At 72.1% G+C, this 22,383-nt stretch carries 21 protein-coding genes; 5 read left to right on the plus strand and 16 right to left on the minus strand.

The window, feature by feature from the left end; all coding sequences use genetic code 11:
• Window positions 1-128: 128 nt before the first annotated feature.
• Complete coding sequence (locus tag IH61_RS0122015; protein ID WP_037973204.1) at window positions 129-815, plus strand: AfsR/SARP family transcriptional regulator; 687 nt, start codon at window positions 129-131, stop codon at window positions 813-815.
• Between the two features lie 88 nt (window positions 816-903).
• Here the strand turns inward: IH61_RS0122015 and IH61_RS0122020 are convergent, their stop codons facing one another.
• Together IH61_RS0122020 and IH61_RS0122025 are read right to left on the minus strand one after the other, a co-directional pair.
• A complete protein-coding gene (locus tag IH61_RS0122020) occupies window positions 904-3,111 on the minus strand; it encodes an MMPL family transporter (RefSeq protein WP_078911298.1) in 2,208 nt (735 codons plus the stop codon).
• Window positions 3,112-3,260: 149 nt separating this feature from the next.
• Window positions 3,261-4,013 (minus strand): 4'-phosphopantetheinyl transferase family protein, encoded by a 753-nt coding sequence (locus tag IH61_RS0122025; RefSeq protein WP_158845172.1) that lies wholly within the window; start codon window positions 4,011-4,013, stop codon window positions 3,261-3,263.
• Between the two features lie 103 nt (window positions 4,014-4,116).
• Between IH61_RS0122025 and IH61_RS0122030 the strand changes: the two genes are divergently transcribed.
• The 3 genes from IH61_RS0122030 (at window position 4,117) to IH61_RS0122040 (ending at window position 6,586) form a co-directional block, all read left to right on the plus strand.
• Window positions 4,117-4,575 carry a MaoC family dehydratase gene (locus tag IH61_RS0122030; RefSeq protein ID WP_078911299.1) on the plus strand — a complete coding sequence of 153 codons (459 nt, stop codon included), beginning with the start codon at window positions 4,117-4,119 and terminating at the stop codon, window positions 4,573-4,575.
• A 92-nt stretch (window positions 4,576-4,667) separates the two neighbouring features.
• Window positions 4,668-5,978, plus strand: coding sequence for a sensor histidine kinase (locus IH61_RS0122035; protein ID WP_031072397.1), 1,311 nt, complete (start codon window positions 4,668-4,670; stop codon window positions 5,976-5,978).
• Window positions 5,942-6,586, plus strand: coding sequence for a LuxR C-terminal-related transcriptional regulator (locus IH61_RS0122040; protein ID WP_031072399.1), 645 nt, complete (start codon window positions 5,942-5,944; stop codon window positions 6,584-6,586). The genes IH61_RS0122035 and IH61_RS0122040 overlap by 37 nt, the downstream gene beginning before the upstream one ends.
• Window positions 6,587-6,765: 179 nt before the next feature.
• Here IH61_RS0122040 and IH61_RS0122045 read toward each other — a convergent pair whose 3' ends face one another.
• The 13 genes from IH61_RS0122045 to IH61_RS0122105 all read right to left on the minus strand — a co-directional run bounded on the left by IH61_RS0122045 (window position 6,766) and on the right by IH61_RS0122105 (window position 19,579).
• Complete coding sequence (locus IH61_RS0122045; protein ID WP_031072402.1) at window positions 6,766-7,443, minus strand: AfsR/SARP family transcriptional regulator; 678 nt, start codon at window positions 7,441-7,443, stop codon at window positions 6,766-6,768.
• Window positions 7,444-7,654: 211 nt separating this feature from the next.
• Window positions 7,655-7,975 (minus strand): helix-turn-helix domain-containing protein, encoded by a 321-nt coding sequence (locus IH61_RS43095; protein ID WP_199823362.1) that lies wholly within the window; start codon window positions 7,973-7,975, stop codon window positions 7,655-7,657.
• Window positions 7,976-8,177: 202 nt separating this feature from the next.
• Window positions 8,178-10,406 (minus strand): MMPL family transporter, encoded by a 2,229-nt coding sequence (locus IH61_RS0122055; protein WP_234327282.1) that lies wholly within the window; start codon window positions 10,404-10,406, stop codon window positions 8,178-8,180.
• A gap of 401 nt (window positions 10,407-10,807) precedes the next feature.
• Complete coding sequence (locus IH61_RS0122060; protein WP_037973205.1) at window positions 10,808-11,968, minus strand: acyl-CoA dehydrogenase family protein; 1,161 nt, start codon at window positions 11,966-11,968, stop codon at window positions 10,808-10,810.
• On the minus strand, window positions 11,965-12,714 hold the full coding sequence (locus tag IH61_RS41210) for a hypothetical protein (protein WP_051837668.1): 750 nt from the start codon (window positions 12,712-12,714) through the stop codon (window positions 11,965-11,967). Before IH61_RS41210 ends, IH61_RS0122060 begins: the two co-directional genes overlap by 4 nt.
• On the minus strand, window positions 12,711-13,598 hold the full coding sequence (locus IH61_RS0122070; RefSeq protein WP_031072412.1) for a hypothetical protein: 888 nt from the start codon (window positions 13,596-13,598) through the stop codon (window positions 12,711-12,713). Before IH61_RS0122070 ends, IH61_RS41210 begins: the two co-directional genes overlap by 4 nt.
• Before the next feature lie 2 nt (window positions 13,599-13,600).
• A complete protein-coding gene (locus tag IH61_RS0122075; protein ID WP_031072414.1) occupies window positions 13,601-13,858 on the minus strand; it encodes an acyl carrier protein in 258 nt (85 codons plus the stop codon).
• 77 nt (window positions 13,859-13,935) lie between these two features.
• Complete coding sequence (locus IH61_RS0122080; RefSeq protein ID WP_031072416.1) at window positions 13,936-15,222, minus strand: type III PLP-dependent enzyme; 1,287 nt, start codon at window positions 15,220-15,222, stop codon at window positions 13,936-13,938.
• The gene (locus IH61_RS0122085) at window positions 15,219-16,586 is read right to left on the minus strand and encodes an ATP-grasp domain-containing protein (protein WP_324607613.1); all 1,368 of its coding nucleotides are present in this window, start codon (window positions 16,584-16,586) and stop codon (window positions 15,219-15,221) included. The genes IH61_RS0122080 and IH61_RS0122085 overlap by 4 nt, the downstream gene beginning before the upstream one ends.
• Window positions 16,587-16,658: 72 nt before the next feature.
• A complete protein-coding gene (locus IH61_RS0122090; protein WP_031072420.1) occupies window positions 16,659-17,591 on the minus strand; it encodes a ketoacyl-ACP synthase III family protein in 933 nt (310 codons plus the stop codon).
• A gap of 188 nt (window positions 17,592-17,779) precedes the next feature.
• On the minus strand, window positions 17,780-18,367 hold the full coding sequence (locus IH61_RS0122095) for a TrmH family RNA methyltransferase (RefSeq protein ID WP_037973206.1): 588 nt from the start codon (window positions 18,365-18,367) through the stop codon (window positions 17,780-17,782).
• Window positions 18,364-19,008, minus strand: coding sequence for a class I SAM-dependent methyltransferase (locus tag IH61_RS0122100; RefSeq protein ID WP_037973207.1), 645 nt, complete (start codon window positions 19,006-19,008; stop codon window positions 18,364-18,366). The genes IH61_RS0122095 and IH61_RS0122100 overlap by 4 nt, the downstream gene beginning before the upstream one ends.
• A 100-nt stretch (window positions 19,009-19,108) precedes the next feature.
• A complete protein-coding gene (locus IH61_RS0122105; RefSeq protein ID WP_031072425.1) occupies window positions 19,109-19,579 on the minus strand; it encodes a carboxymuconolactone decarboxylase family protein in 471 nt (156 codons plus the stop codon).
• Between the two features lie 142 nt (window positions 19,580-19,721).
• On the opposite strand from IH61_RS0122105, the gene IH61_RS0122110 reads away from it, so the two are divergent.
• Entirely contained in the window at window positions 19,722-19,919 is a 198-nt protein-coding gene (locus IH61_RS0122110; RefSeq protein WP_031072427.1) for a hypothetical protein, read from the plus strand.
• A 19-nt stretch (window positions 19,920-19,938) separates the two neighbouring features.
• Here IH61_RS0122110 and IH61_RS0122115 read toward each other — a convergent pair whose 3' ends face one another.
• Window positions 19,939-22,377: a lysylphosphatidylglycerol synthase transmembrane domain-containing protein gene (locus IH61_RS0122115; RefSeq protein WP_051837670.1), complete on the minus strand. Its 2,439-nt coding sequence runs from the start codon at window positions 22,375-22,377 to the stop codon at window positions 19,939-19,941.
• Window positions 22,378-22,383 lie beyond the last annotated feature (6 nt).

A 22,383-nucleotide genomic window follows, 5' to 3' on the forward strand; every position in this document is an offset into this window, starting at 1 on the left:
CCTTGGATTCGGCACCTCGACGGGCGCCGCCGGGACTCGGGGGGAATGCCGTGCACATCACGATGCTGGGACCGCTGCGGGCCAGGAGCGGAACGGAAACCGCCGCTCTGGGTGCGAAGAAGGCCCGCATGGCGCTGACCGTACTGGCCCTGCGTGCAGGCCAGGTGGTCGGTTTCGACGAACTCATCGACGAGCTGTGGGGCGAGGCCCCGCTCAAGAACACGCGCAACTCGCTCCAGGGCATCGTCGCCCGGATGCGCAGGTCGCTCGGGCGCATCGGACTGGACGGCACCGACCGGGGCGTGGTGCGCACGGTCGGCAACGGCTACGTCCTGGGCATGCCCGCGGACCGGCTCGACGCCAACCGCTTCCTGCAGCAGGCGAGGGAGGGTCGCGACCTGATCGGGCACTCGCCGCGGAAGGCCGCCGAACTGCTGCGCGGCGCACTGGCCATGTGGTACGGGCCGGCGCTGGTGGACATCGCGGACGGGCAGCGCTGCCGCGCGGCCGCGCTCCGCCTCGACGAACAGCGCAGGATCGTCCAGGAGGACCTGATCGCCGCCCAGTTGGAGGCCGGCGAGGCCGGGGCGGTCGTACCGGAACTGAAGCAGCTGCACGCCGAGCACCCCGAACGGGAGCGGCTCAGCGAGCAGTTGATGATCGCGCTCTACCGGACGGGCCGGCAGTACGAGGCGATCGACACCTTCCACCGCACGCGCCGGCGGCTCGACGCCGAGATGGGGCTGCTGCCCAGCCTCCACCTGCAGCGGCTCTACCAGGCGATCATCACCCAGGACGCCTCGCTGTCGCACTGAGGGAACACGCTGACGGCAAACGCTGACGCAGAGCACGTGGGGCGGGTACCGAGTCCCGGTACCCGCCCCACGTGCTGTTCCAGAGGTGTCAGACCGCTTCGCCCGCGACCACCGGGGACTTGACGCCGCCCGCCTCGCCCGCGACCGCACCGGTCGTCGCCTCGGAATTGGTGTGCAGCTTGGACGGCCACCAGACCCACCGGCCCAGCAGGGCGATCACCGAGGGCAGGACCACGATCCGGATCAGCGTCGCGTCCAGCAGCACGGCGCAGGCCATGCCGACACCCAGCTGCTTCATCTCGATGAAGGTCAGCGAGGCGAACAGGGCGAACACCGAGATCATCACCAGGGCGGCGCCGGTGACCACGCCGGCGGAGCGGGTGATGCCCTGCTCGACGGCCTCACGGACGGACAGCCCGTTCTGGGCCGCCTCGCGGATCCGGCCGACGACGAACACGTGGTAGTCCATCGACAGCCCGAGCAGGATGACGAACAGTGTCAGCGGCAGCCACGCCACCACCTTGCCCGTCGAGTGGAAGTCCAGGATCTTGTCGGCCCAGGTGTGCTGGAAGACCAGCTCCAGCACACCGAACGAGGCGCCGGCGGAGAGCACGTTGAGCACGACCGTGACCAGGGCCAGCACGATCGACCGGAAGGACAGCGCCGTGACCACGAAGGTCAGGGCCAGGGCGAACCCGAGGACCCAGGGCATCTTGTCGACCACCTGGGCGCGGTAGTCCACGTCGTAGGCCACGTCGCTGCCGCCGACCGCCCACTTCACGCCGGGCACCTTGCCCACGGTGGCGGGCACGAGGTCGGTGCGCAGCCGGCTCAGGGACTCCCGGGCCTCCGCGGAACCGCTGGTGAGCTGGGTGCCGATGGAGACGGCGGCGTACTGGCCGTCGTGCGAGGTGTTGACCTCGGGCGGCGGGGTGGAGGTGAACAGCGGGTCGTGGGAGGCGCGCTCCACCAGGGTGGCGATCGCGGTGCGCAGCTCAGCGGCGCCCTCGGCCGGCACCTGGGCCACGACCAGCTGGGTGTTGGACTGGATCGGGAAGAACTGCGTCAACCGCGCCTCGGCCTGCATGGCGGGCATGTCCCTCGGCAGGTCGTCCACGCCGGTGGCCTTCAGCTGCAGGTGCATGGCGGGGACCGCCAGCGCCACCAGCGCGACGGCGGACAGCAGCAGGCTGATCGCCGGGTGCTTCAGCGCCGGACGGAGCAGGGCGGACCACACCCGCCCGTTGCTGCGGCCCTGCAGGCGCCAGATCAGCGGCACCCGCGGCCGCTCCAGCGCCCGGCCGAAGATGATCAGCATGGCCGGAAGCACGGAGAGCGAGGCGGACATCGCGATGGCCACCACCAGGATGCTGCCGGTCGCCATGGCCGTGAAGGCCAGGTTCCCGCCCAGGTAGAGCGCCGCCATGGAGAGGATCACGACGGTGCCGGAGACCACCACGGAGTGGCCGGAGGTGGCGGCGGCCACCTCCACGGCGTCGATCTTGCCGAGCCCGCGGGCCCGCTCCTCGCGGTAGCGCTTGAGGTAGAACAGCGAGTAGTCGACGCCCACGGCCATGCCCATCAGGACGATGAGCTGGCTCACCGCGCCCGGGTCCGGGACGAGCTGCGAGGCGGCGCCCCAGAGGCCGAGGCCGGCGAGGACGGCGGACAGGCCGAGCACCACGGGGACGCCGGCGGCGACGATGGCGCCGCAGACGAACATCATCACGATGAGGGTGACGGGGAAGCTCAGCAGGGTCGCCTTCCCCACCTGCTCGTCCAGCAAGGTGTTGAGGGCGGCCTTGATGGTGTCGGGGCCGACCAGTTCGACCCGTACCGAGGGGTTGGCGTCCTGCGCGGTCTTCACCGCGTCGAGCAGCGGCTGCACCCGGTCCGGGGCGGTGTCCTGCTCGCCCTTCATGACCACCGGCACCAGCACCGCCTGGCCGTTGGCCGACGGCACCAGGTCACCGATCGAGGCCACGTCGGCGACGCCCTTGAGGCGGCCCGTGGCGTCCGTGGCGGCGCGCTCGGCGGCCTGCTTGTCGAGGTCGCCGTGGAGGGAGGTCACCAGCAGTGCCTCGGTGGGCGGCTGCGTCAGGCCGCCGGCCTTGGCGAGCGCGGTGGCCTGCGCGGACTGGCCGATCGCCAGGTCCGTGTTGGTGGCGGCCTTCGTGCCGGTCTTGCCTCCGACGGTGAGCGCGAGCCCGACGAAGAGGACCCAGATCACCACGGCCCACCACGGGTGCCTGGCGCTCCACCGCGCCATTCTCGTCAGTACGTTCTGGTTAGCCACGTCCGCTCCTAATTTCTCGCGGGCTTCCGCGAAAGCGACCTGCATCATCTGGGCGGTGGAGAAGCAAGACGAGTCCAGGTGCTCCAAGTGCCGGCCCGCGATGGGCATCCCGGCACCCGCCTTCGGAACTTCACGCTATCGATCGGCAGTCATGACCACGCGGGGGAAAGTTCCCTGAGGGAGGTGGACTTTTCTCCCCTATTCCCTGCGGCCGGGGGAAGCCAGGATCGAACCGCGAGCCGGATAGGTCCTGAACCGATCAGGGCCACGGCTCCGGCGTACCCCCGTGTCGGAGCCAGATCCGCAACGCGCCACGGACCGTCCAGGGCTCCGCCGCCGCCCTGGACGGTCAGTTGGCCGTCAACGCCCTGCACCAGCAGACCCAGCCCCTGGGTGAGGCGGCCGCCCTCCGCCTTGACGCAAGCCTCCTTGCGCGTCCACAGCCGTGCGAAGACCGCCGCTCGCTCCTTTGCCGGAGCAGCCGCCACGGCGGCGAACTCCGAGGGAGGGAAGTGGCGTTCGGCGATCCTGGTGACGGCGGACGCCTCGCCCAGGCGCTCCACGTCCACGCCGACCGGGCGGGGCGCCAGGGCCACCAGGGCGATGTCGTACGAGTGGGACAGGCTGATGAACAGCCCGTCCTCTCCCTCGACTTCGGGTTTCCCGTTCGGGCCCCGGGTGAACCGCACGGCCTCGGGCGGGCAGCCCGTCCGCGCCCCCACGACGGCGCGCAGCGCCGCGTGCGCGGTGACGAAGCGGGCCCGGTCGAGCGCGTCCCGCAGGAGGCCGGCGCGGGCGCGCTCCCCGTCGTCGAGGTACGCGTCGAGCGCGGGCGGAGGCTGCGGTTCCGCGCCCAGCGGAACGGTCCACACCTCCACACACGCGGCGTCGATGGCTGTCATGGGGGACAAGGTCCACTGGTCGACTGACACCGCGCTGACCCCCCGCTGACCGGCGGCTGCGGGCGCTTGCCACTGCTCGGCGCGGCCCATCAGGATGTGCGCCGTGACAACCTTCCCGAGCGTCGAAGAGTTCACCGCCGCCACTGGCGAACACCTGGGCCACAGCGACTGGGTCGAGATCACCCAGGAGATGGTCGACCGCTACGGCGCCGTCGTCGGCGACGAGCAGTGGATCCACACCGACACCGAGCGCGCGGCCGAGGGCCCCTTCGGGGGGACGGTCGCCCACGGCTACCTGACGCTGAGTCTGCTCTCCGCCATGACGGAGACCATCCTGACCATCGACGGCACCCAGCACATGATCAACGTGGGCCTGGACTCGGTGCGCTTCCAGCGGCCGGTGCGCGTCGGGAAGCGGATCAGGGCGGGCGCGACGCTGACCAGCGCCCGGAAGCTGCCCTCCGGCTGCCTGTTCGGCCTGCGCATGGAGGTCGAGGTGGAGGGCGAGCCGGGTGTCGCCTGTGTCGCCGAAACCCGTTCGTTGGCCGTCCCGTGGCCATAAGGTGGATTTTCCTCCCCTGCGGTGGCCGATCACCGTTCCGATAATGGAGGGCAGCGCATCAACGAGGGATGCGGGACCCCAGGGGGAACCGGATGAACGACAGGCAGTACGGCGCATCGATGATCGGGCGCACGCAACTACCCTCCACCAGTGAGGCGATCACCGGTGTACGGCGCTCCCTGGCGCTGTTCAAACTCTCCCTGTGGGCCATGGTGCTCGGCGTCTGGCTGGCCACCGTCTACAGCTTCCTGGCCACCGGCCTGACGGTGGGGCTGCTGCCGGGCACCCAGCGAGCCGTCCGCCGACTGGTGGACCGGCACCGGGAGTTGGCGCAGCAGTGGTCCGGCGTCGCGGTGTCCTCGAACTACCCCCCGATCCCGGAGACCCGGCAGGGGCCGGCGCTCCACGCCCTCCTCGTCGCGCGGCACAACCAGGTCTGGCGTGACTGGCGGTTCGTCGTCGTCGACCCGCTGATCGGCGGCGTGATCGCCTCGATCCCGGTGGCGCTGCTGCTCAGCAGCGTCTGGGGATTCGTGGCCGCCGTGATCGGCCCCCAGGTCTCCGAGGACCTGGGCAGCATCTGGTACATGTTCATCCCCGTCGAGGGCCCGATCACCGCCGTGCTGGCCGTCCTGCTGGCCGTCGCCACCGCCCTGCTCGCCCTCTGGGACGCCCCGCGCACCGCCCCGCGCCATGCCCGGTACCTCGCCCGCATCCTGGCGCCGAGCGCCGACGAGGCGATGGCCCAGCGCATAGAGCACCTGACCACCACGCGCTCCGACGCGATGGACACGCAGATGGCCGAGATCCGCCGCATCGAGCGCGACCTGCACGACGGCGCGCAGGCCCGGCTGGTCGCGATGGGCATGACCCTCAACGCCGCCGAGCGGCTGCTCAAGACCAACCCGGACGCGGTGGCGGGCCTGCTCGCCGAGGCCCGCGAGTCCTCGACCAAGGCGCTGGACGAGCTGCGGGACCTGGTCCGCGGCATCCACCCGCCGGTGCTGGCCGACCGGGGCCTCGGCGACGCGATCCGCTCCCTCGCCCTGCTCTGCCCGCTGGAGACCGAGGTCACCATCGACCTGCCCGGCCGGCCCGAGCCGCCCGTCGAGTCCGCCGCCTACTTCGCCGTCTCGGAGATCCTCACCAACGCCGCCAAGCACTCCGGTGCCCAGCGCGCCTGGATCGACGTCCGGTACCAGAACGGCATGCTCCGGATGGACATCACCGACGACGGGCGCGGCGGCGCCGACCCGAACCGGGGCACCGGACTGCGGGGGATCGAGCGTCGGCTGGCCGCGTTCGACGGCATCATGGCAGTCAGCAGTCCGCCGGAAGGCCCGACCCTGATCACCATGGAGTTGCCGTGCGCGTTGTCCTCGCCGAAGACCACTTCCTCCTGAGGAACGGCCTGGTTCAACTGCTGACCGCCTACGGACACGAGGTGGTCGAAGCGGTCGACAACGGCCCCATGCTGCTGCGGGCGCTCACCGAACTGCGCCCGGACGTCGCGGTGGTGGACGTCCGGCTGCCGCCCGACTTCAGTGACGAGGGCCTGCGCGCGGCCGTGGAGGCGCGCACCCGGGTGCCCGACCTGCCGATCCTGCTGCTCTCCCAGTACGTCGAGCCGCTCTACGCCCACGAGTTGCTGACCACCGGCTCCGCGGGCGTCGGGTACCTGCTCAAGAGCCGGGTCACCAACGGCGACCAGTTCGTCGACGCCGTCGAACGGGTGGCCGCGGGCGGCACGGCGATGGACCCGGAGGTCATCCAGCAGCTGCTCACCCGCAAGGTGCGCGACGAGCGCCTGACCGCCCTCTCCGGCCGCGAGCGCGAGGTCCTGGAGTGCCTGGCCCAGGGCCGCTCCAACGCCGGTACGGCGGAGGCGCTCTACATCTCGGAGAAGGCCGTGGCCAAGCACATCGGCAACATCTTCACCAAGCTGGGCCTGCCGCCCACCGAGGCCGACAACCGCCGCGTCCTGGCCGTCCTCGCCTACCTCGACCACTGACCCGGCTGCCCGAGGGGGCCGCCGGCGCCGGGTGGCGGCCCCGTCGAGAACAAGCCATGTGACGTCTTGTCATGGACGCGCGTAGAACGAAGGCGTCGGCGGCCCCCTGGTGAGGAAGAGAGGGTGCCGCCGACGCCTGCGCGCTGGTGCACGGGGCATGCTGCCCATGCCCCGGTGAACTACAGCGAGGGGTCCTGCATCAGGATCGCCTGGTAGAGGTGGTGGAGGCGGCGGCTCGGCTTGAGCCCGAGCTCGTCGTCGAGCCACTTGCGGGTCCGGTGGAAGATGTCCACCGCTTCCGACTGGCGACCGCACCGGTACAGAGCGATCATCAACTGCTCACTGAACCGCTCCCGTTCGGGATACTGACCGAGCAGCTGCTTCAGCTCGGCGACGACCGTTGCGGCCTCGCCGGCCTGCAGCTGAGCGGAGATCAGATCCTCACGGGCGGTCTTGCGCTGTTCGTCGAGCCGCAGCGCGACGGCGCGGCACCAGGGCCCGTCGCTGGTGTCCAGCAGGGCCGGTCCGCGCCACATCGCCAGTGCGCCGCGAAGGGTGTCCATGGCCTCGTACGGCCGGTCCTTGACGAGGTTCGCGCCCTTTTCCGCCGTGCGCAGGAAGCGGTACGCGTCGACCTCCTGCTCCGAGACGTCCAGCATGTAGCCGTTGTCGACGGTGCGGATGAGTTCCTGGTCCGGCCTCTCCAGGCCGAGTTCGGCCAACGACTTGCGCATGCGCTTGACGTTGGCCTGAAGGGCGTTCCGTGCGTTCTTGAGCGGCGCCTCCCCCCAGAGTTCGTCGATCAGTTCGTCGAATGCGACCACCTGGCCGGCGTTGAGCGCCAGCATGGTGAGCATCACGCGGTTCTTCTTCGCCCGTAAGCCCACGGTTCTCCGACCGTCTCCGATCAGCAGTGGGCCCAATATGGAGATGTGCACCAAATTCCCCGTCCCTAGCGGTGAACTCAAGCCACAAGCTGTCCTGTTTGCAACCTCACGCCCGCCAACAGAGGTCGACATTGTTTGGAACGTCCTGCAAATGGGGAAAGCCTGGGTATCACTCGCGCGCTCAAGTATCCGACGTGCGCGCCTCGTCCGGCCATGTACCTTCGTACATGAGTTGGTGAACTTGTGCCACCAGTCCGGCCTGCAGCCGTGACTCCACTCCCAACTTGGCCAGGATGCTGGCGACGTGGGCCTTCACGGTTCGTTCGGTCACGTGCAGCCGGTCGGCGATGCCCCGGTTGGAGTGCCCGGAGCCGATCAGGTCGAATACCTGCCGCTCCCGCCCGGACAGTGTCCCCACCCGGGTGAGTTCCGCGCGCCAGCGCGCCGACGCGAGGCCGCCGTCACCGTGCAAGCCAACCGCCCCCTGCTTCGCGTCCGCCACGAGAACCGCAGCCGCGCCCCCTTCTCCCGGCATGCCCTCCACATGCCGACGAACGCGCTTGCGACTTCACAACTCCCGTAACAAACCACCACAGTGCGGGTGCCGTCAAACCCCTACTCGCCCCTGGTCGCGAACGCGTGCACGCACGATCGGCCGGGCACAGGCTCTGGCCTGGGCCCGGCCGATCGCCGTGACGATCCTGCTACGGAAGAGTCGTACGCGCCGTAGTGGCTGCCGTCGCCGCCGCGACGATCGCGGGAATCCTCGGCGCGAACCGGGTGCCCTGCCGGGCGAGCCGCGAGGGCCACCACGTCTTCCAGCCGAGCAGGGTGATCACGGCCGGCAGCACCACGATCCTGATCACCGTCGCGTCCAGCAGCACCGCGCAGGCCATGCCCACGCCCAGCTGCTTCATCTCGATGAAGTTGAGCGAGGCCAGCAGCGCGAACACGCAGACCATGACGACGGCGGCGCTGGTCACCACCCCCGCCGTGCGGATGATGCCCTGCTCCACGGCGTCCCGCAGGGACAGTCCGCCGCGCGCGGCCTCGCGGATCCGGCTGACCACGAACACGTGGTAGTCCATCGACAGCCCGAGCAGGATGACGAACAGCATCAGCGGCAGCCAGGCCACCACCTTCCCGGTGGACTGGAAGTGCAGCAGGTCCTCCGCCCAGGTGTGCTGGAAGATCAGCGCCAGCGCGCCGAAGGAGGCCGCCGCGGAGAGCAGGTTGAGCACCACGGTGATCAGCGCGAGCACCACCGAGCGGAAGGCCAGCATCATGACCAGGAACGTCAGCGCCAGCGCCACCCCGGACACCCAGGGCATCTTGTCCATGACGTTCGCCCGGTAGTCCACGTCGAAGGCCACGTCACTGCCGCCCACCGCGAACTGGGCGCCCGGCACCGCGCCCAGGGTCTGCGGGGCCAGCTCCTTGCGCAGCCGGTTCAGCGAGGTGCGGGCCTCCTCGGAGCCGCTGGGGAAGCGGGTGCCGATCGCGACCGTGGTCACGGTGCCGTCCGCCGAGGAGACCACGGCCGGCGCGGGGTCGTGGACGAACAGCGCGTCCCGCTCGGCCCGTTGGACCAGCAGCGCCACCGCGATCCGCAGCTCGTCCGTACGCGAGGCCGGGACGCGCACCGCCACCGTGTGGGTGTCGGACTGGCTGGGGAAGGACTTCGTGAGGCGCTCGTTGGCCTGCATCGCCGGGATCGAGCGCGGCAGGTCGTCGATCCCGGTGGCCTTGAGCTTCAGCCCCAGCGCGGGCAGGGCGAGGACCAGCAGCACGGTGACCGAGGCCACCAGGGCCACCACCGGGTGGCGCAGCGAGGGCCTGAGCATGGTCGACCAGAGCCGGGGCTTCACCCCGCTGCCCTGGCGGGTCAGGCGCCACACCAGCGGCACCCGGGGCGCGTCGAGGTACCGGCCGAAGCGGGAGAGCATCGCGGGCAGGACGGTGAGCGAGGAGATGATGGCGATGGCCACCACGATGACCGCGCCGGTGGCCATCGACTCGAAGGCGAGGTGTCCGCCCAGGTAGAGGGCGCCCATGGACACCATGACGACCACCCCCGAGACGAGCACCGAGTGCCCGGAGGTGGCCGCCGCGATCTCGATGGCGTCGGTGCTGTCGGCTCCCAACGCCCGTTCCTCGCGCTGTCGTTTGAGGTAGAACAGCGAGTAGTCCACGCCTATCGCCATGCCCATCAGCACGATGAACTGCGTGACCGGGCCCGGGTCGGGTATCGCCTGGGAGGTGACGCCCCACAGGCCCAGCCCCGCCAGCACCGAGGACAGGCCCAGCACGACGGGGACGCTCGCGGCGACGATGGCGCCGAAGACGAAGACCATGACGAGCAGCGTGACCGGCAGGCTCAGGACGGTGGCCTTGCCGAGGTCCTTGCTCAGCATCTCGTTCAGCCCGGCCCGGATCGTGCCGGCGCCGACCAGCTCCATCCGGACGTCGGAGTGGTCGGCGTGGGTGCGCTCCACGCTGTCCAGGAGCGGCTGTACCCGGCCGGCGGCTGTCTCGGGGTCCCCGTCCAGGGTGACGGGGACGAGCACGGCCGAGCCGTCCGGGGAGGCGACCTGCTCGCCGACCGCCTCGACGCCCTTCACGGTCGCCAGGTCGCGGGCGGCGTCCGAGGCGGCGGAGCGGGCCCGGGGGAGGTCGATCCGGCCGCCGTTCCAGGCGGTGACGAGGAGGTTCTCCACGGCGCGGTCCTGGAGGCCGCCGCTGCGGGCGATCTGGGCGGCCCGGCCGGACTCGCCGATCGCGAGGTCGGAGTTGGTGGCCTGCCGGGTGCCCGTCATGCCGCCCAGGACGAGGGCGCCCACCACGAACGCCACCCAGAGCGCGATCGCCCACCAGGGGTGGACGGCGCTCCACCGGGCGGCCCTGGTGATCACGTTCCTGCCTTCCACGATCACGTTCCCCTCCTCACGAAGACGCACCCGGAATGCGGAGCGACGGGCCGACCCTCGTGAATCTAATGACGCTCCGGCAGGCGGGCACGGGTACAACTTCGCCGATTCGAAGGGGGGTTTTCTCTACCTGACAGCTACCTGACACCCGGAACGTGCGCCGCGGCGAGCATAGTTACCGGACGGTACAGGATACCGATACCACATCAGCACCTAAACGCTGAAGGGCAATTCACCAATCGGTGCTACCGATTCGGCATATGTCCCCGGCAACCAGGTTTCCACAACCTGCCACACCCCTCGCCGAACGGTCCCACCGGGCCCTGGGGGCCTCAAGGGGCCTCGAGGGGCCTCGAGGGGCCCAGGACGGCCGATGGGTCGGGCGGGGTCCGACCGGTCCGGCGGACCTACGCGCGGCCGATCTTGCCGTTGTGCAGGCCCTGGAAGAGGTTGAGCTTCTGGATGGTGCGAGTGCCCTCCATGAACTCCACCCCCCGGGCGTCCCTGGCGAGCTTGTCGAGCAGCGGGTGGTCCAGCCGCGCCCCGGGGCCGAAGAAGCGCGGCGCGTGGAGCGTCACCTCCTCGGCCAGCTCGCAGGCGCGGGCCTTCGCCGCCGAGGCGAGGTGGCCGTCGGAGGGACGACGGTCGACGGCGACGGCGGCGCGGTACACCAGCCCGCGGGCCGCTTCGATGCGGCGGCCCAGCGTCTCCCACAACTCCCGCTCGGCGCCCCGCAGTTCCTTGCGGTTCTCGCCGACGTACTCGTGCGCCGCGCGGGCGATGCCCAGCGCGATGGCCGCGACGCTGGGCCGCAGCTGGTTGAAGACGGAGAGGATGCTCCACATGCCCCGCCGGGTCGGCGGCAGGTGCGTGCCGAGGACCCGCTCCGCGGGCACGTGCACCCGTTCCAGGGTGATCCGGGAGAGCTGGACGCCCCGCAGGCCCAGGGTGGGCAGCGGCTCGGCCCGGAAGCCGGGCTCGGAGGTGTCCACGAGGACGGCCGTCACCCCGAGCCGGTCGGTGCCGGCGACCCGGGCGAAGACGGCGCCCAGGTCGGCCCGGGCGCCGTTTCCGACGTAGCGCTTCTCGCCGTCGAGCAGGTACGAGCCGTCGCCGACGGGCGTGAGCGTGGTGGTCATCTCGCCGATGGCGGAGCCGCGTTCGGGCTCGGTGAGGGCGAAGCACGTCCACGTGGGCCGCTCGGCGAGGCGGCTGTACATCCAGTCCTTCTGCGCCTGGCTGCCGAGCACGCCGAGCAGCACCCCGCACATGGAGGCGCCGGGGGAGCCGACCATCGTGGCGGCGTCGCCGCGGGCGAGCTCCTCGCTGATGACGGCCTTCTCCAGGGTGGGCATCCCGTGGGCCGGGCCGGCGCCGTGCTCGGGGCCGGTGCGGTCCCAGTCGGGCGGGGCGAGGTGCCCGGCGAGGAGGCGGACGGCGGGCAGCTCGAGGAGGTCGTGGATGGTGTCCGGGTCGCGGTCGAGTTCGACGGCGCCGGCCCGCAGGTCCTCGGCCCACAGCCTGGCGTACCGCTGCGTGGTCAGGAGCGGCTCGGGCAGGGCTTTCACACGTTCTCCCTGGGACACTCTTGGTCGTCGTGCTCGCCGCCGTACACCCCGGCGAGGAGTTCGGAGGCGTACGCCTCGGCGCCGGGCCCGTCGGCGGTGAAGCCGTGGGCGCCGAGCAGGCGCAGCAGGGCGCGGTCGACCGCGGTGATCTGCGCCTGGAGCCGGGCGAGTTCGGGCGCGGCGCCCTCGTCCGGGTCGGCCTGTACGTCGGCCTGTACGTCGGACTGCGCGTGGGCCGGTGCGTGGGCCGGTGCGTGGGCCGGTGCGCCGGCCCCGGTCCGGGCCTCGGCGAGGTCGTCGAGGACGCCCTCGATCTCCAGCTGGTCGATCAGCGCGTCCGCCAGGGCGACCTTGACGAACTGCTGCAGCAGCAGCGGGGAGCCCTCGACCTGCCGGGACGCGAGGTGGGCCACGCAGGTCTCCCGCAGCCGCTCGGAGAGGCCCAGGCGCAGCCAGGCCAGCCCGGTGCCGAAGTGCGGGGTGGCGCTGCGATCGGCGCCGGGGCCGGCGCCCGGCCGCAGGGCGGCGAGCCCCGGCGGCAGCACGGAGAGGGCTTGTTCCTCCTCCGACTCGTCGAGCCCGTCGAGGAGTTCGCGCGGGGCGATGGCGTGCCCGCCCGGCCCCCGCGGCGGGGTGCCGGGGGAGAGCGCGCGGCTGAGCAGGGTGAGGGCCGGCACGAGGCCGTCGCTGCGGGCGCCGGACCGGGCCTCCCGCCAGGTGTCCCGGACCTCGGCCGGTGCGGTCATGGCCGCCTCAACTCCCTCGTGAAGAGCGTGCAGTGGGCCAGGAAGTCACGTTCCCGGTCGTAGTCGGCGAGGACCACCGGCCCGTCCTGCGGGCCGAGGCCGAGCAGCGCCGACCAGCTCCCGGTGGCGGGCAGGCCGCCCTCCACCGTCGTCAACACCTGGCTGTGCACGGGCAGTTCGACCGGGGCGTCGGAGAGCCCGGCCCCCGCGACCACCCCGAAGGGTTCGGCAGGCCAGGCCGGGAGCGGGCCCGCCCCGGGGCGTCCCTGCGCCTGGCCGCCGAGCGGGCTCCGCCCGCCGTCCCAGTGCAGCAGCAGTGCGACCGCCGCGTCCCCGCGCACGGCCGCGCCGTCCGAGGGCTCGGGCAGCGCGAAGGGCTGGCTGCCCTGGTCGACGGCGAGCAGCAGCAGCCGTGTCCAGCCGCACCGGCGGGCGTACTCGACACCCGCCCGCAGTGCGGTGTACGGCGCCAGCGCGCCCTGGTCGGAGACGGCGAAGGCGAGCGGGTCGCCGGGCAGCCTGCGCCGCACGCAGGAGGCGACGAGCTCGGTGTGCTCGAAGTCCGGTGCGGCGTAGGCGATCACGACCAACTGTGGTGCTTCGTCCTCGGCGATCGGGCCGAGGGCGTCGAGCGCGCCGTACGCGAGCTCCACCGAGGTGCGCCGGGGTGAGGCGGCGAACTGCTCCCGGTCGAAGGGCACGCCGTAGGGCTCGGCCAGTTCGCGGTAGTAACCCTCCGGCGCGGAGGCCGGGTCGTACGGCGCGCCCGTCCCGTCCGGGGCGTACGCGGCGCCCCGGACGAGCCGGGGCAGGGCCGGCGCCGCTGCGTTGTCGTCCGGCCCGCCGGGGGCCGCGGGCCGGACGGGCGCGCTCGCGCGGAACATGGTCAGGCGCCCGCTTCCGCCGCGACGAAGCCGGCGAGGGAGCCCACGGTCTCGAAGTGGGTCATGTCGAGCTCGTCGGCGTCGAACTGCACGTCGAGGATCTCCTCGATGGTGATGAGCAGTTCGAGGGCGCTGCTGGAGTCGAGGCCCAGCTCGTCGAAGAGCCGGACGCTCTGGTCGACGTCGTTGACGTCCTTGTTGAGGACCTCGGAGAGACCCTTGCGGACGGCGTCGACGTACTTCGGGTCGGTGTCGCTCATGTTGTACTGCTCCTCGTTCGAGTCGTTCGAATCGCTGGTCGCGAGCCCGGTGGTCGCGAATCCTGATGTCCTGCCGGTCAGTTGGAGCCCTCGGCGGCGGGGCGGTGCAGCCGCTGGCGGCCGAGCATCACCTCGACGTCGTCGCGCTCGCGGATCAGGTGCGCCTTGCCGTCCAGGACGAGCACCTCGGCCGGGTAGCCGTGGCTCAGGAAGTGCACCGGCGAGGCGGTCGGCCCGTACGCGCCGGAGCGCTGGACGCCGACGAGGTCGCCGGGGCGCAGCGGCGGCATCGGGACCTTCTTGCCGATCAGGTCGTTGGGCGTGCACAGCGGTCCGGTGATGTTCCACGGCTCGGTGGCGGGCTCGTCGAGCCGCTCCAGCGCCGCCATCGGGAAGTTGCGCTTGACGTACGAGCCGATGCCGACCGCCGCCATGTGGTGGTTGGTGCCACCGTCGGTGACGGCGAAGTTCTCGCCCATCGAGGTCTTGGTGTAGCGCACCCGGGTGACGTACGTGCCGGAGGCGGCGACGAGGAAGCGGCCGAGCTCCATGATGAGCCGGGTGTCGGGGTGGCGGGCGGAGAAGTCCTCGATCAGCGGGTTGAGGCCCTCGGCGAGGACGCCCAGGTCGAGGTCCTTCTCGTTGTCGAAGTAGGCGATGCCGAGGCCGCCGCCGACGTCCACCATCTCGAGAGGGAAGCCGAGTTCGGCGGAGAGCTCCTCGGCGAGGCCGAAGATCCGCCGGGTGTTCTCGACGACCGACTCCTCGGAGAGGATGCGGGTGCCGAGGTAGACCTGGATGCCCATCAGACGGATGTTCGGGTAGCGGCCGGCGAGGCCGGAGCCCTCGGCGCGCAGCAGCTCCTCGTCGGTGCCGAACTGGCGGGGCTTGCCGCCCATGGTCAGGCCCGAACCCTTGACCTGGAAGCTCGGGTTGACGCGCAGCGAGACCGGGGCGACGATGCCGCGCTCGCGCGCCAGCTCGTCGATCAGGCCGAGCTCCTCGACGGACTCGCAGACGATCGAGTAGATGTCCTCGTCCAGGCAGGCTTCGACCTCGTAGCGGCTCTTGCCGGGCCCGAGGAAGATGACGTCCTTCGGCTGGACCCCGGCCCGGCGGGCGGTGACGAGCTCGGTCAGGGAGGACACCTCGGCGCGGGCGCCGGAGTCGTGCAGCAGCGCGCAGATCGCGATGTTGGGGTTGGCCTTGAGGGAGTAGAAGAACTCCAGCGAGGGGTGGACGGCCTCGCGCAGCCCGGCGAAGCGGGTGGTGATCTCCTCGCCGTCGTACAGGTACAGCGGGGTGCCGAACTCCTCGGCCAGTTCGGTGATTCCGAGGCCCTGGACCTCGTAGGGGACGCTCACGAACCGCTCCGTTCGGGGTGGGCCGCCAGGCGGCGGGTGATGTCGGCGTCGATGGCCTCGATCCGGGCGTCGTCGGCGGCGACGAGCACGCCGTACAGGCGGCCCTCGTAGCCGTCCGTCCCGGTCTCGTCGGCGGCCGCGGCGTTGACCGTGGCGTAGTTGTTCACGAACAGGCCCTCGGCGCCCGGGCCGGGCGCGGTCAGCAGCAGCCCGTCCAGGAGAGCGGCCAGTTCGCCGAAGGGCAGCGGGCGGGTGAGCCGCAGCGGCCAGTGCCGGGCCACGGCGACGTCGTCCGCCCCGGCGAGCCCGCCCTCGTGCACCACGTTCTGGTACGTGGACATGTTGTTGCGGGCGTTGATCTCGATGACGGGGTAGAGGCCCTCGTCGGGGTCGACCATCGCGTCCACGCCGACCACGCCGTAGTAGCCGTCGGCGGCCAGCTGGGCGCCCAACTGCTGGGCGGTGGCGGCGATCTCGGCGACCTGCGCCTCGGAGAGCCGGGCCGGGATGCGGTGGCCCTTGTGCACGCCGTTCTCGGTGAGCAGCTCCTTGACGAAGTCGAAGTGCACCGACCCGTCCCGGCCCACCGTGAACTGGTAGTTGAGGTCGCAGCGCTTGGCCACCCACTCCTCGATCACCAGCGCGGTGCGCGGGGCCCCGCCCTCGGCGGCGGCCGCCTTCTCGGCCTGCTGGACGGCCATCCGGTGCAGCCGGCTCAGCCGCTTGGCGGAGTCCAGCACCACGATGCCCTTGCCGGACACGCCGAAGGCGTCCTTGAGCACCACCTTGGTCCCGGCCTCGAGGAGTTCGGACGCCGCGGCCACGGCCTCGGCCAGCTCCTCCAGCGTCTCGCAGGCCCAGCCCTGGGCCTGGCGGATGCCGAGCCGGTCGGAGAGGCGGCGGCTGTACACCTTGCTGTTGACGCGCTTGCAGACCGCCGCGCCGGGCGCGCCCAGGGACAGGCCCGTGCGCTCGGCGAGCTGCTCCTCGATCACGGAGATGCCGTGACCCGTCAGCCGGGCGCCCTCGGGCGCCAGCGCGGCCAGGGCGCTCAGCAGTTCGGCGTCCTCCAGGGCGTCCTCGCTGACCGTGCGGCGCGGGTCCTGCCCGGCGACCACGTGCACGGTGGGCAGCTCGAGGCCGAGGCCCTCCAGGTAGGCGCGGTAGCCCTCGTCGAGCGGGGTCTTCAGCACGACGTGGTCGTTCTTGCCGCCGAGCAGCAGCGCGAACTCGTCCATGCGGTTCACCACCGCGCTGCCCGCGTGCGAGGCGACCCGGGGCAGCGCCGGCTCGCCGATCGCCCAGTGGTTCTCCACCTCGAAGTTTCCGAGGAAAACCAGCGGGGTGTCGGCGGAACCGGTCACGGCGCGCTTGAGTCGCGCGCTGAAACCGGGGGACGGAAGATGCATGTCGACCTCGCTCGAAAGGTGATCTCGTCAGTGTTCGAGGACCATCGCGGCGAACGTCGCCCCGAGCCCCACGCTGGTCATCAGGTAGCGGTCGCCGGGGCGCAGCCGCCCCAGCTCGGTGGCCTTCTCCAGGTTGATGAAGGGGTCCGCGCCGAAGCAGTGCCCGGTGCTGCCGACCAGGTCGAGGAAGACCTTCTCGATCGGCAGGCCGAGGGCCTTGCAGACGCCCAGCCAGGAGAGCCGGTTGACGTTGTGCGGCAGGACCAGCGCCAGTTCGTCGAGGGAGCAGTCCGCCTCGGCGAGGGCCGCCTCGATCACCTCGTACAGGCCCGGCCCGTACAGGTCCTGGAAGTCCTTGGCGGCGGCCTCGTCCATCGTGAACTGGTCGCCGAAGCGCGGGTACGTACGGGTGGCGTACCCGAGGAGCCGGTTCGGACCGGAGCGGTCGGCGCTCACCAGGACGGCGACGGTGCCCTCGCCCATCACGGTCACGTCCGGGATCGACTGGGTGTGCACGGTGCACGCCTTCTCGCCGGCCAGGATCAGCGCGAGCGCGTCCGGGTCCGGGTCGGAGGCGAGCAGCGTGCCCGCGAGGTCGAGGGCGAGCAGCCCGGAGGCGCACGCGTGGTGGGAGACGACGAACGCGGAGGCGTGCTCCAGCCCCAGTTCGGCCTGCACCGGCCCGAGGGAGGTCATCGGGTACGGGAGCGGTGAGGGCATGGTGCGCGCCTGCAGCACGTACCGGACGCGCTGTTCCTGGCCTCGCAGTTCCACCAGCTTGGTCGCGGCGCGCAGCAGCAGGTCGGTCTCGCCGGCCGCGGGGTCGCGGCACACCTCGGCGAGACCGTAGAAGCGCTGGTAGCGCCTCAACTGGACGTCCGTGAGCTGGAGTTTCTCCTGGAACTGCGAGATCTGGATCGTGTCGGGAAGGTAGCTGGAGACGGCCGTGATCGACGTCATGCCCACTACGGTCGCTGGCTCCGCTGACGCCCAACTGACGCCGTGCTGACCTCGCGCGTCTCCGGGGCCGTCCGGGCCCGGGAACGACGGGAGGAGTGCGCCTCCCGGCACACTCCTCCCGTCACCTCGTCAACCGGGCACACCGGGCACACCGGGCGCACCGGGCGCACCGGGCAACCGGTCGTCCGTCAGTCCTCGTCGAGGCCGTCCAGCCCGTCGAGGGCACCCGCGTCGCTCCCGTCCGGGGTCCCGCTGATCGCGTACCCCTGGCGGCGCGCCTCGTAGCAGGCCACCGTGGCCGCCGCCGAGACGTTCAGCGAGCCGACCCGGCCCAGCTGCGGCACGAAGACCACCTGGTCGCAGAGGGCCAGCGTCTCCGGGGTGATCCCGCGGTCCTCGTGCCCGAGCACGAAGGCCACCGCCGGGGTCAGCTCGGCGGCGAACATCGGCACCGCGTCGTCCGCCAGCTCCAGGCCGACGACCTTGAAGCCGTCCGCCTTCGCCGCCGCCACCGCCTCGGCGGCGGTCGGGAAGTGCTCCACCTTGAGGTACTTGTCGGTGCCCATGGCGGCCTTCTGCGCCCCGGAGGAGCGCACCGACGGGGTGTCCCCGGTCAGGTAGAGCTTCTCGGCGCCCATCGCCGCCCCGGTCCGCACCACCGAGCCGACGTTGAACGGCGACTGGAGGTTCTCCAGGATCATCGCGAGCCGGAACTCGTTGCTGCGCCGCCACGAGCGGTGCAGTCGCTTCAGTTCGGTCCCGTGCAACTGCTTCACGACGTCGTACCCCGTCCACTCTCGGTGCCCTCGCCCGACTCGGGGCGGGGCCGTGCTTCCAGAATCCGGAACCCGTTCACCGAGGTGACCCGGGTGGTCGGGTAGCCCTGCCCGTTCAGCCACGCCTGCAGCGAGTCCGAGCCCAGGTGCTTCTGCACCACCAGGAACGCCGAGCCGTCCGGGGTCAGCCGCCCGAGCCAGTGCGTCAGCAGCCGGCGCAGCTCCGCCTTGCCGATCCGGATCGGCGGGTTGGAGTAGATGGTGGCGAACCGCAGGTCCTCCGGGACGTCCTCGGGCAGCGAAGCCTGGACGTTGCCCAGCCGCAGCGCCTGCGCGTTCAGCCGGACGAGTTCCAGCGCCCGCTCGTTCACGTCCACGGCCCACACCGGCAGCCGCTTGCGGCGGCTCGCCCAGGTCAGCGCGATCGGGCCGTAGCCGCAGCCCACGTCCAGGATCGGGCCGCGCACCCGCGGCTGCGGGGCGTGCTCCAGCAGGATGCGGGTGCCCTTGTCGAGGCCGCCGTGGGAGAACACCCCGGTGTCGGTGGTCAGTTCCAGGGTGAGGTCCGGCAGGGAGACCGTGATCGGCCTGCGCTCGCTGGCGACCTCGGGTGCACTGGAGAAGTAGTGCGAGCCGGACATGCGATTCCTGTTGTTCGTGAGCCCTTGGTACGGCACCGATCGTACCCCGGTGGCCTCCACCGGGGTTCCCGACCGCTTTCCGCCCTCCGGGACGACGGCCCTACAGGGCGCCCGGGGTCTTGCGGGTGGTGATGTTGATCCGGTTCCAGGTGTTGATCGTGAAGCAGACCGAGACCAGGTGCGCCAGCTCCTCGTCCTCGAAGTGCGCGGCCGCCCGGGCGTACGCGGCGTCCGAGACCCCGCCGCCGATCTTCGCGATCTCCTCCGCGAGGGCCAGCGCGGCCCGCTCCTTCTCGCTGTAGACCCCGGCCGGGGCCTCGTGCCACACCGGCAGCAGGTAGATCCGCTCGTCGCTCTCGCCGGCCTTGCGGGCGTCCTTGGTGTGCATGTCCAGGCAGTACGCGCAGTTGTTCAGCTGAGAGGTGCGCATCTGCACCAGCTCGACCAGCGCCGGGTCCAGGCCCTCCCGGGCGGCCGCGTCCAGGGCGATCATCGCGCGGAACACCTTGGGGACGGTGCGGGCGTAGTCGAGGCGGCGGGCGGGGGCTTCGGTGATCTCGTTCGTCGTCATGACTACGACTCTAGGTGCCGAATGCACCCCTCCTCTGGGTCATTCGAAGCCTGTTTTCGTGGGTCAATCCGGCTCGCTGCCGTCGCGCCGGGCGGCGGGGCGGCGGATACTGCCAGTACCGCCACCACCGAGGACGGACGCCATGCCGCAGAACCACGAGGACTACCTGATCGACGAGACCGTCGAGACCGTCGAGCCGGACGAGGCGGCCCCCGAGGGCGACGAGTACGACGAGGTCGCCGAGCGCCGGGCCGTCGGCGCCGACCCGGCCACGGACGTCGCGGACGCCGCCGAGCAGAGCCGGGTCGTGCAGCTCGACGAGGACGAGTACCGGGAATAGACGAGTACCGGGAGCGGGGTCACAGCGCCCGGCGCCGCTGGAGCCAGGCCATCGCCGCCCAGCCCGGCAGCACCGGCAGGATCAGCGTCAGCAGCCGGAACAGCACCACGGACGCCGTCGCGCCGCCCTCCTCCATCGACGCCGTGCTCTGCAGCAGCGTGACCAGCGTGAACTCCACCGCCCCGGCCCCGCCCGGGGTCGGGGCCGTGTTCCCCACCGCGCTGCCCACCAGCAGCACCACCGCCACCGCGGCGTAGGACGGCTGCCGGCCGACCGCCTGCGCGCAGCAGTACAGGCAGGTGATCAGGCAGATCGACACCAGCAGCTGCCCGGTCACCCCGACCGCCAGCCGCCCCGGGCTGCGCAGCAGGTCCAGCAGCCGGGGCAGCACCTCGGCGGTCAGCGGCCGCAGCCGCGCCGCCAGCCACCGCCGCGCCGGCGGGATCGCGGACACCACCGTCAGCAGCGCCGCCGCCACCGCCAGCCCGCCCACCACGGTGGGCAGCACCTTGAGCTCCGAGCCGCCGGGCTGGAAGTCCAACAGGTAGACGAAGGCGCCGAGCTGCAGCAGGTGCAGCACCAGCCCGATCAGGTTGCTCACCCCGACGCTGGACAGCGCCTGGGCGGTCGGGATCCCGGCCTTCTGCAGCAGCCGGGTGTTCAGCGCGATTCCGCCGACGCCCCCGGGCGAGACCAGCTTCACGAACGACCCGGCGAGCTGCGCCAGCACCACGTTGCGGAACTCCAGCCGCTCCGGCACGAACCCGGCGAACCCCACCCCCGCCGCGACGTGGCTCGCCGCCGCGGCGAGCACGGCCAGCGCCAGCCACCACGGATCCGCGTCCCCCAGCACCGCGACCGGGTTCTCCTCCGCCGCGAACAGCTGCGGGATCAGCCACCACCCGGCCACCACCGCGCCCACGACGGCCAGCAGCGTCCGCGGCCGCAGCCGCTCCACCCGCACCGGCCGCCCCACCCCCTGCGCCCGCCCGCGCAGCACCTCCGCCCTGATCTCCTCCAGCAGCCCGCCACCCTCGTCGGCGGGGTGGCCCTTGAGGGCCTGGCGGATGGGGCGGGGGAACGCGATCGGCTGGAGCACGGGCAGCGCGGCGAGCACCGGCTCGGGGCCGAGCACGGCGATGGCGGCATGGACGGTACGGGCGGGGCCCGCGCGCAGGGAGAGCACGGTGAGCAGCTGGGCGATGTCGAAGGCCAGGACGAGTTCCCCGGCTGCGATGTCCCCGTCCGCGAAGTCGACGAGGTGCACCGCGCCCTCCCCGTCCACGAGGACCGCGGTGGGCACCAGCGTCCGGTGGGCGATCTCGCGGCGCTGGAGCAGGGCGAGCTGCCGCCAGGCGTCGGCGAGGAGGTCGTCGGTGAGTTCCCCGTCCTCGAGCCGGTCCAGGGTGCGCCCGGCGAGGGCCTCGTACGCGATGAGCGCGGTGTCCGGCCCGATGCCCGCGGTGGCGGCGATGCGCCGGGTGCGCACGCCCGCGGCGAGGGCCGCGTACGTGACGAGGGCCTCGTGCTCCAGCCCGGTGCGCGGGGAGCGCAGCGTGCGGGGGTGCGGCGCGGTGTGCAGCCGCAGCCGGCGCCAGGCGCGCTGGACGGCGGCGGCGGTGACGGCCTGCCGGTCGAGGAGCTGGACGTCGAGCGCGGGCCGGTCGTCGGCCTGCCGGACGCGGTAGCGGTCGGGCCCGGCGGGCTGTGCCTCGACGGGCCGCAGCCCGCTCTCCCGCAGGGCCCGCAGCACCTCCCCGGGCCGGGGCCGGGGGTCGGGGGTGCCGACGGCGTAGAGGGTGCCGTGGGCGACGGTCCAGCCGGTGAGCAGGCCGAGGAGCAGCGCGCTGGGCGTGGTGTACCGGCCGGCGAGCCCGGCGGCGCAGGAGAGTGCGAGGACGGCCCAGGGCACCCGGCGCTCCCGGCTGCCGGAGGCGGTCATGAAGGCGAGGACGGGTGCGAGGTACCCGTACACGATGGCGCTGTGCCCGTTCCCCTCGCCGGGCAGCGGCTGGGTGAGCGCGGCGAGGAGCGAGTCCGGGGCGAGCCGTTCGCAGCCGAGGTCGAGCAGGAGGGTGGCGCCGTACGCGAGGACGGCGGCGAGCAGCCCGTCGGAGACCTGCTGGAGGGCCCGCCGCCGGTCGGGCCCGAGCAGGCGCCGGGCGGCGAGCGCGACCGGGACGAGCAGGACGGCGCCCGTGGTGAGGCCCTCGGCGATCCGGGCGAGCGGCCGCGGCACGAGGGCGGCGGCGTCCGCGACATCGGAGGCGAGGCCCCCGGTGGTGGCGCGGGCGTAGTCGGCGAGCAGCAGGGCGAGGGCCACGACGGCGAGCCCGGTGAGCAGCCGGATCAGCGCGGCGGGCTGCCGGACACGGCCGTTGCCGGACCCGGGTATCACCCCGGACCCCTTTCCGGCCTGCCCCTCGCCCTGAATCTCGCCCTGAATCTCGTCCTGCACGCCGCT

This window comes from Streptomyces sp. NRRL WC-3742, assembly GCF_000720635.1.
Classification (GTDB): Bacteria; Actinomycetota; Actinomycetes; order Streptomycetales; family Streptomycetaceae; genus Kitasatospora.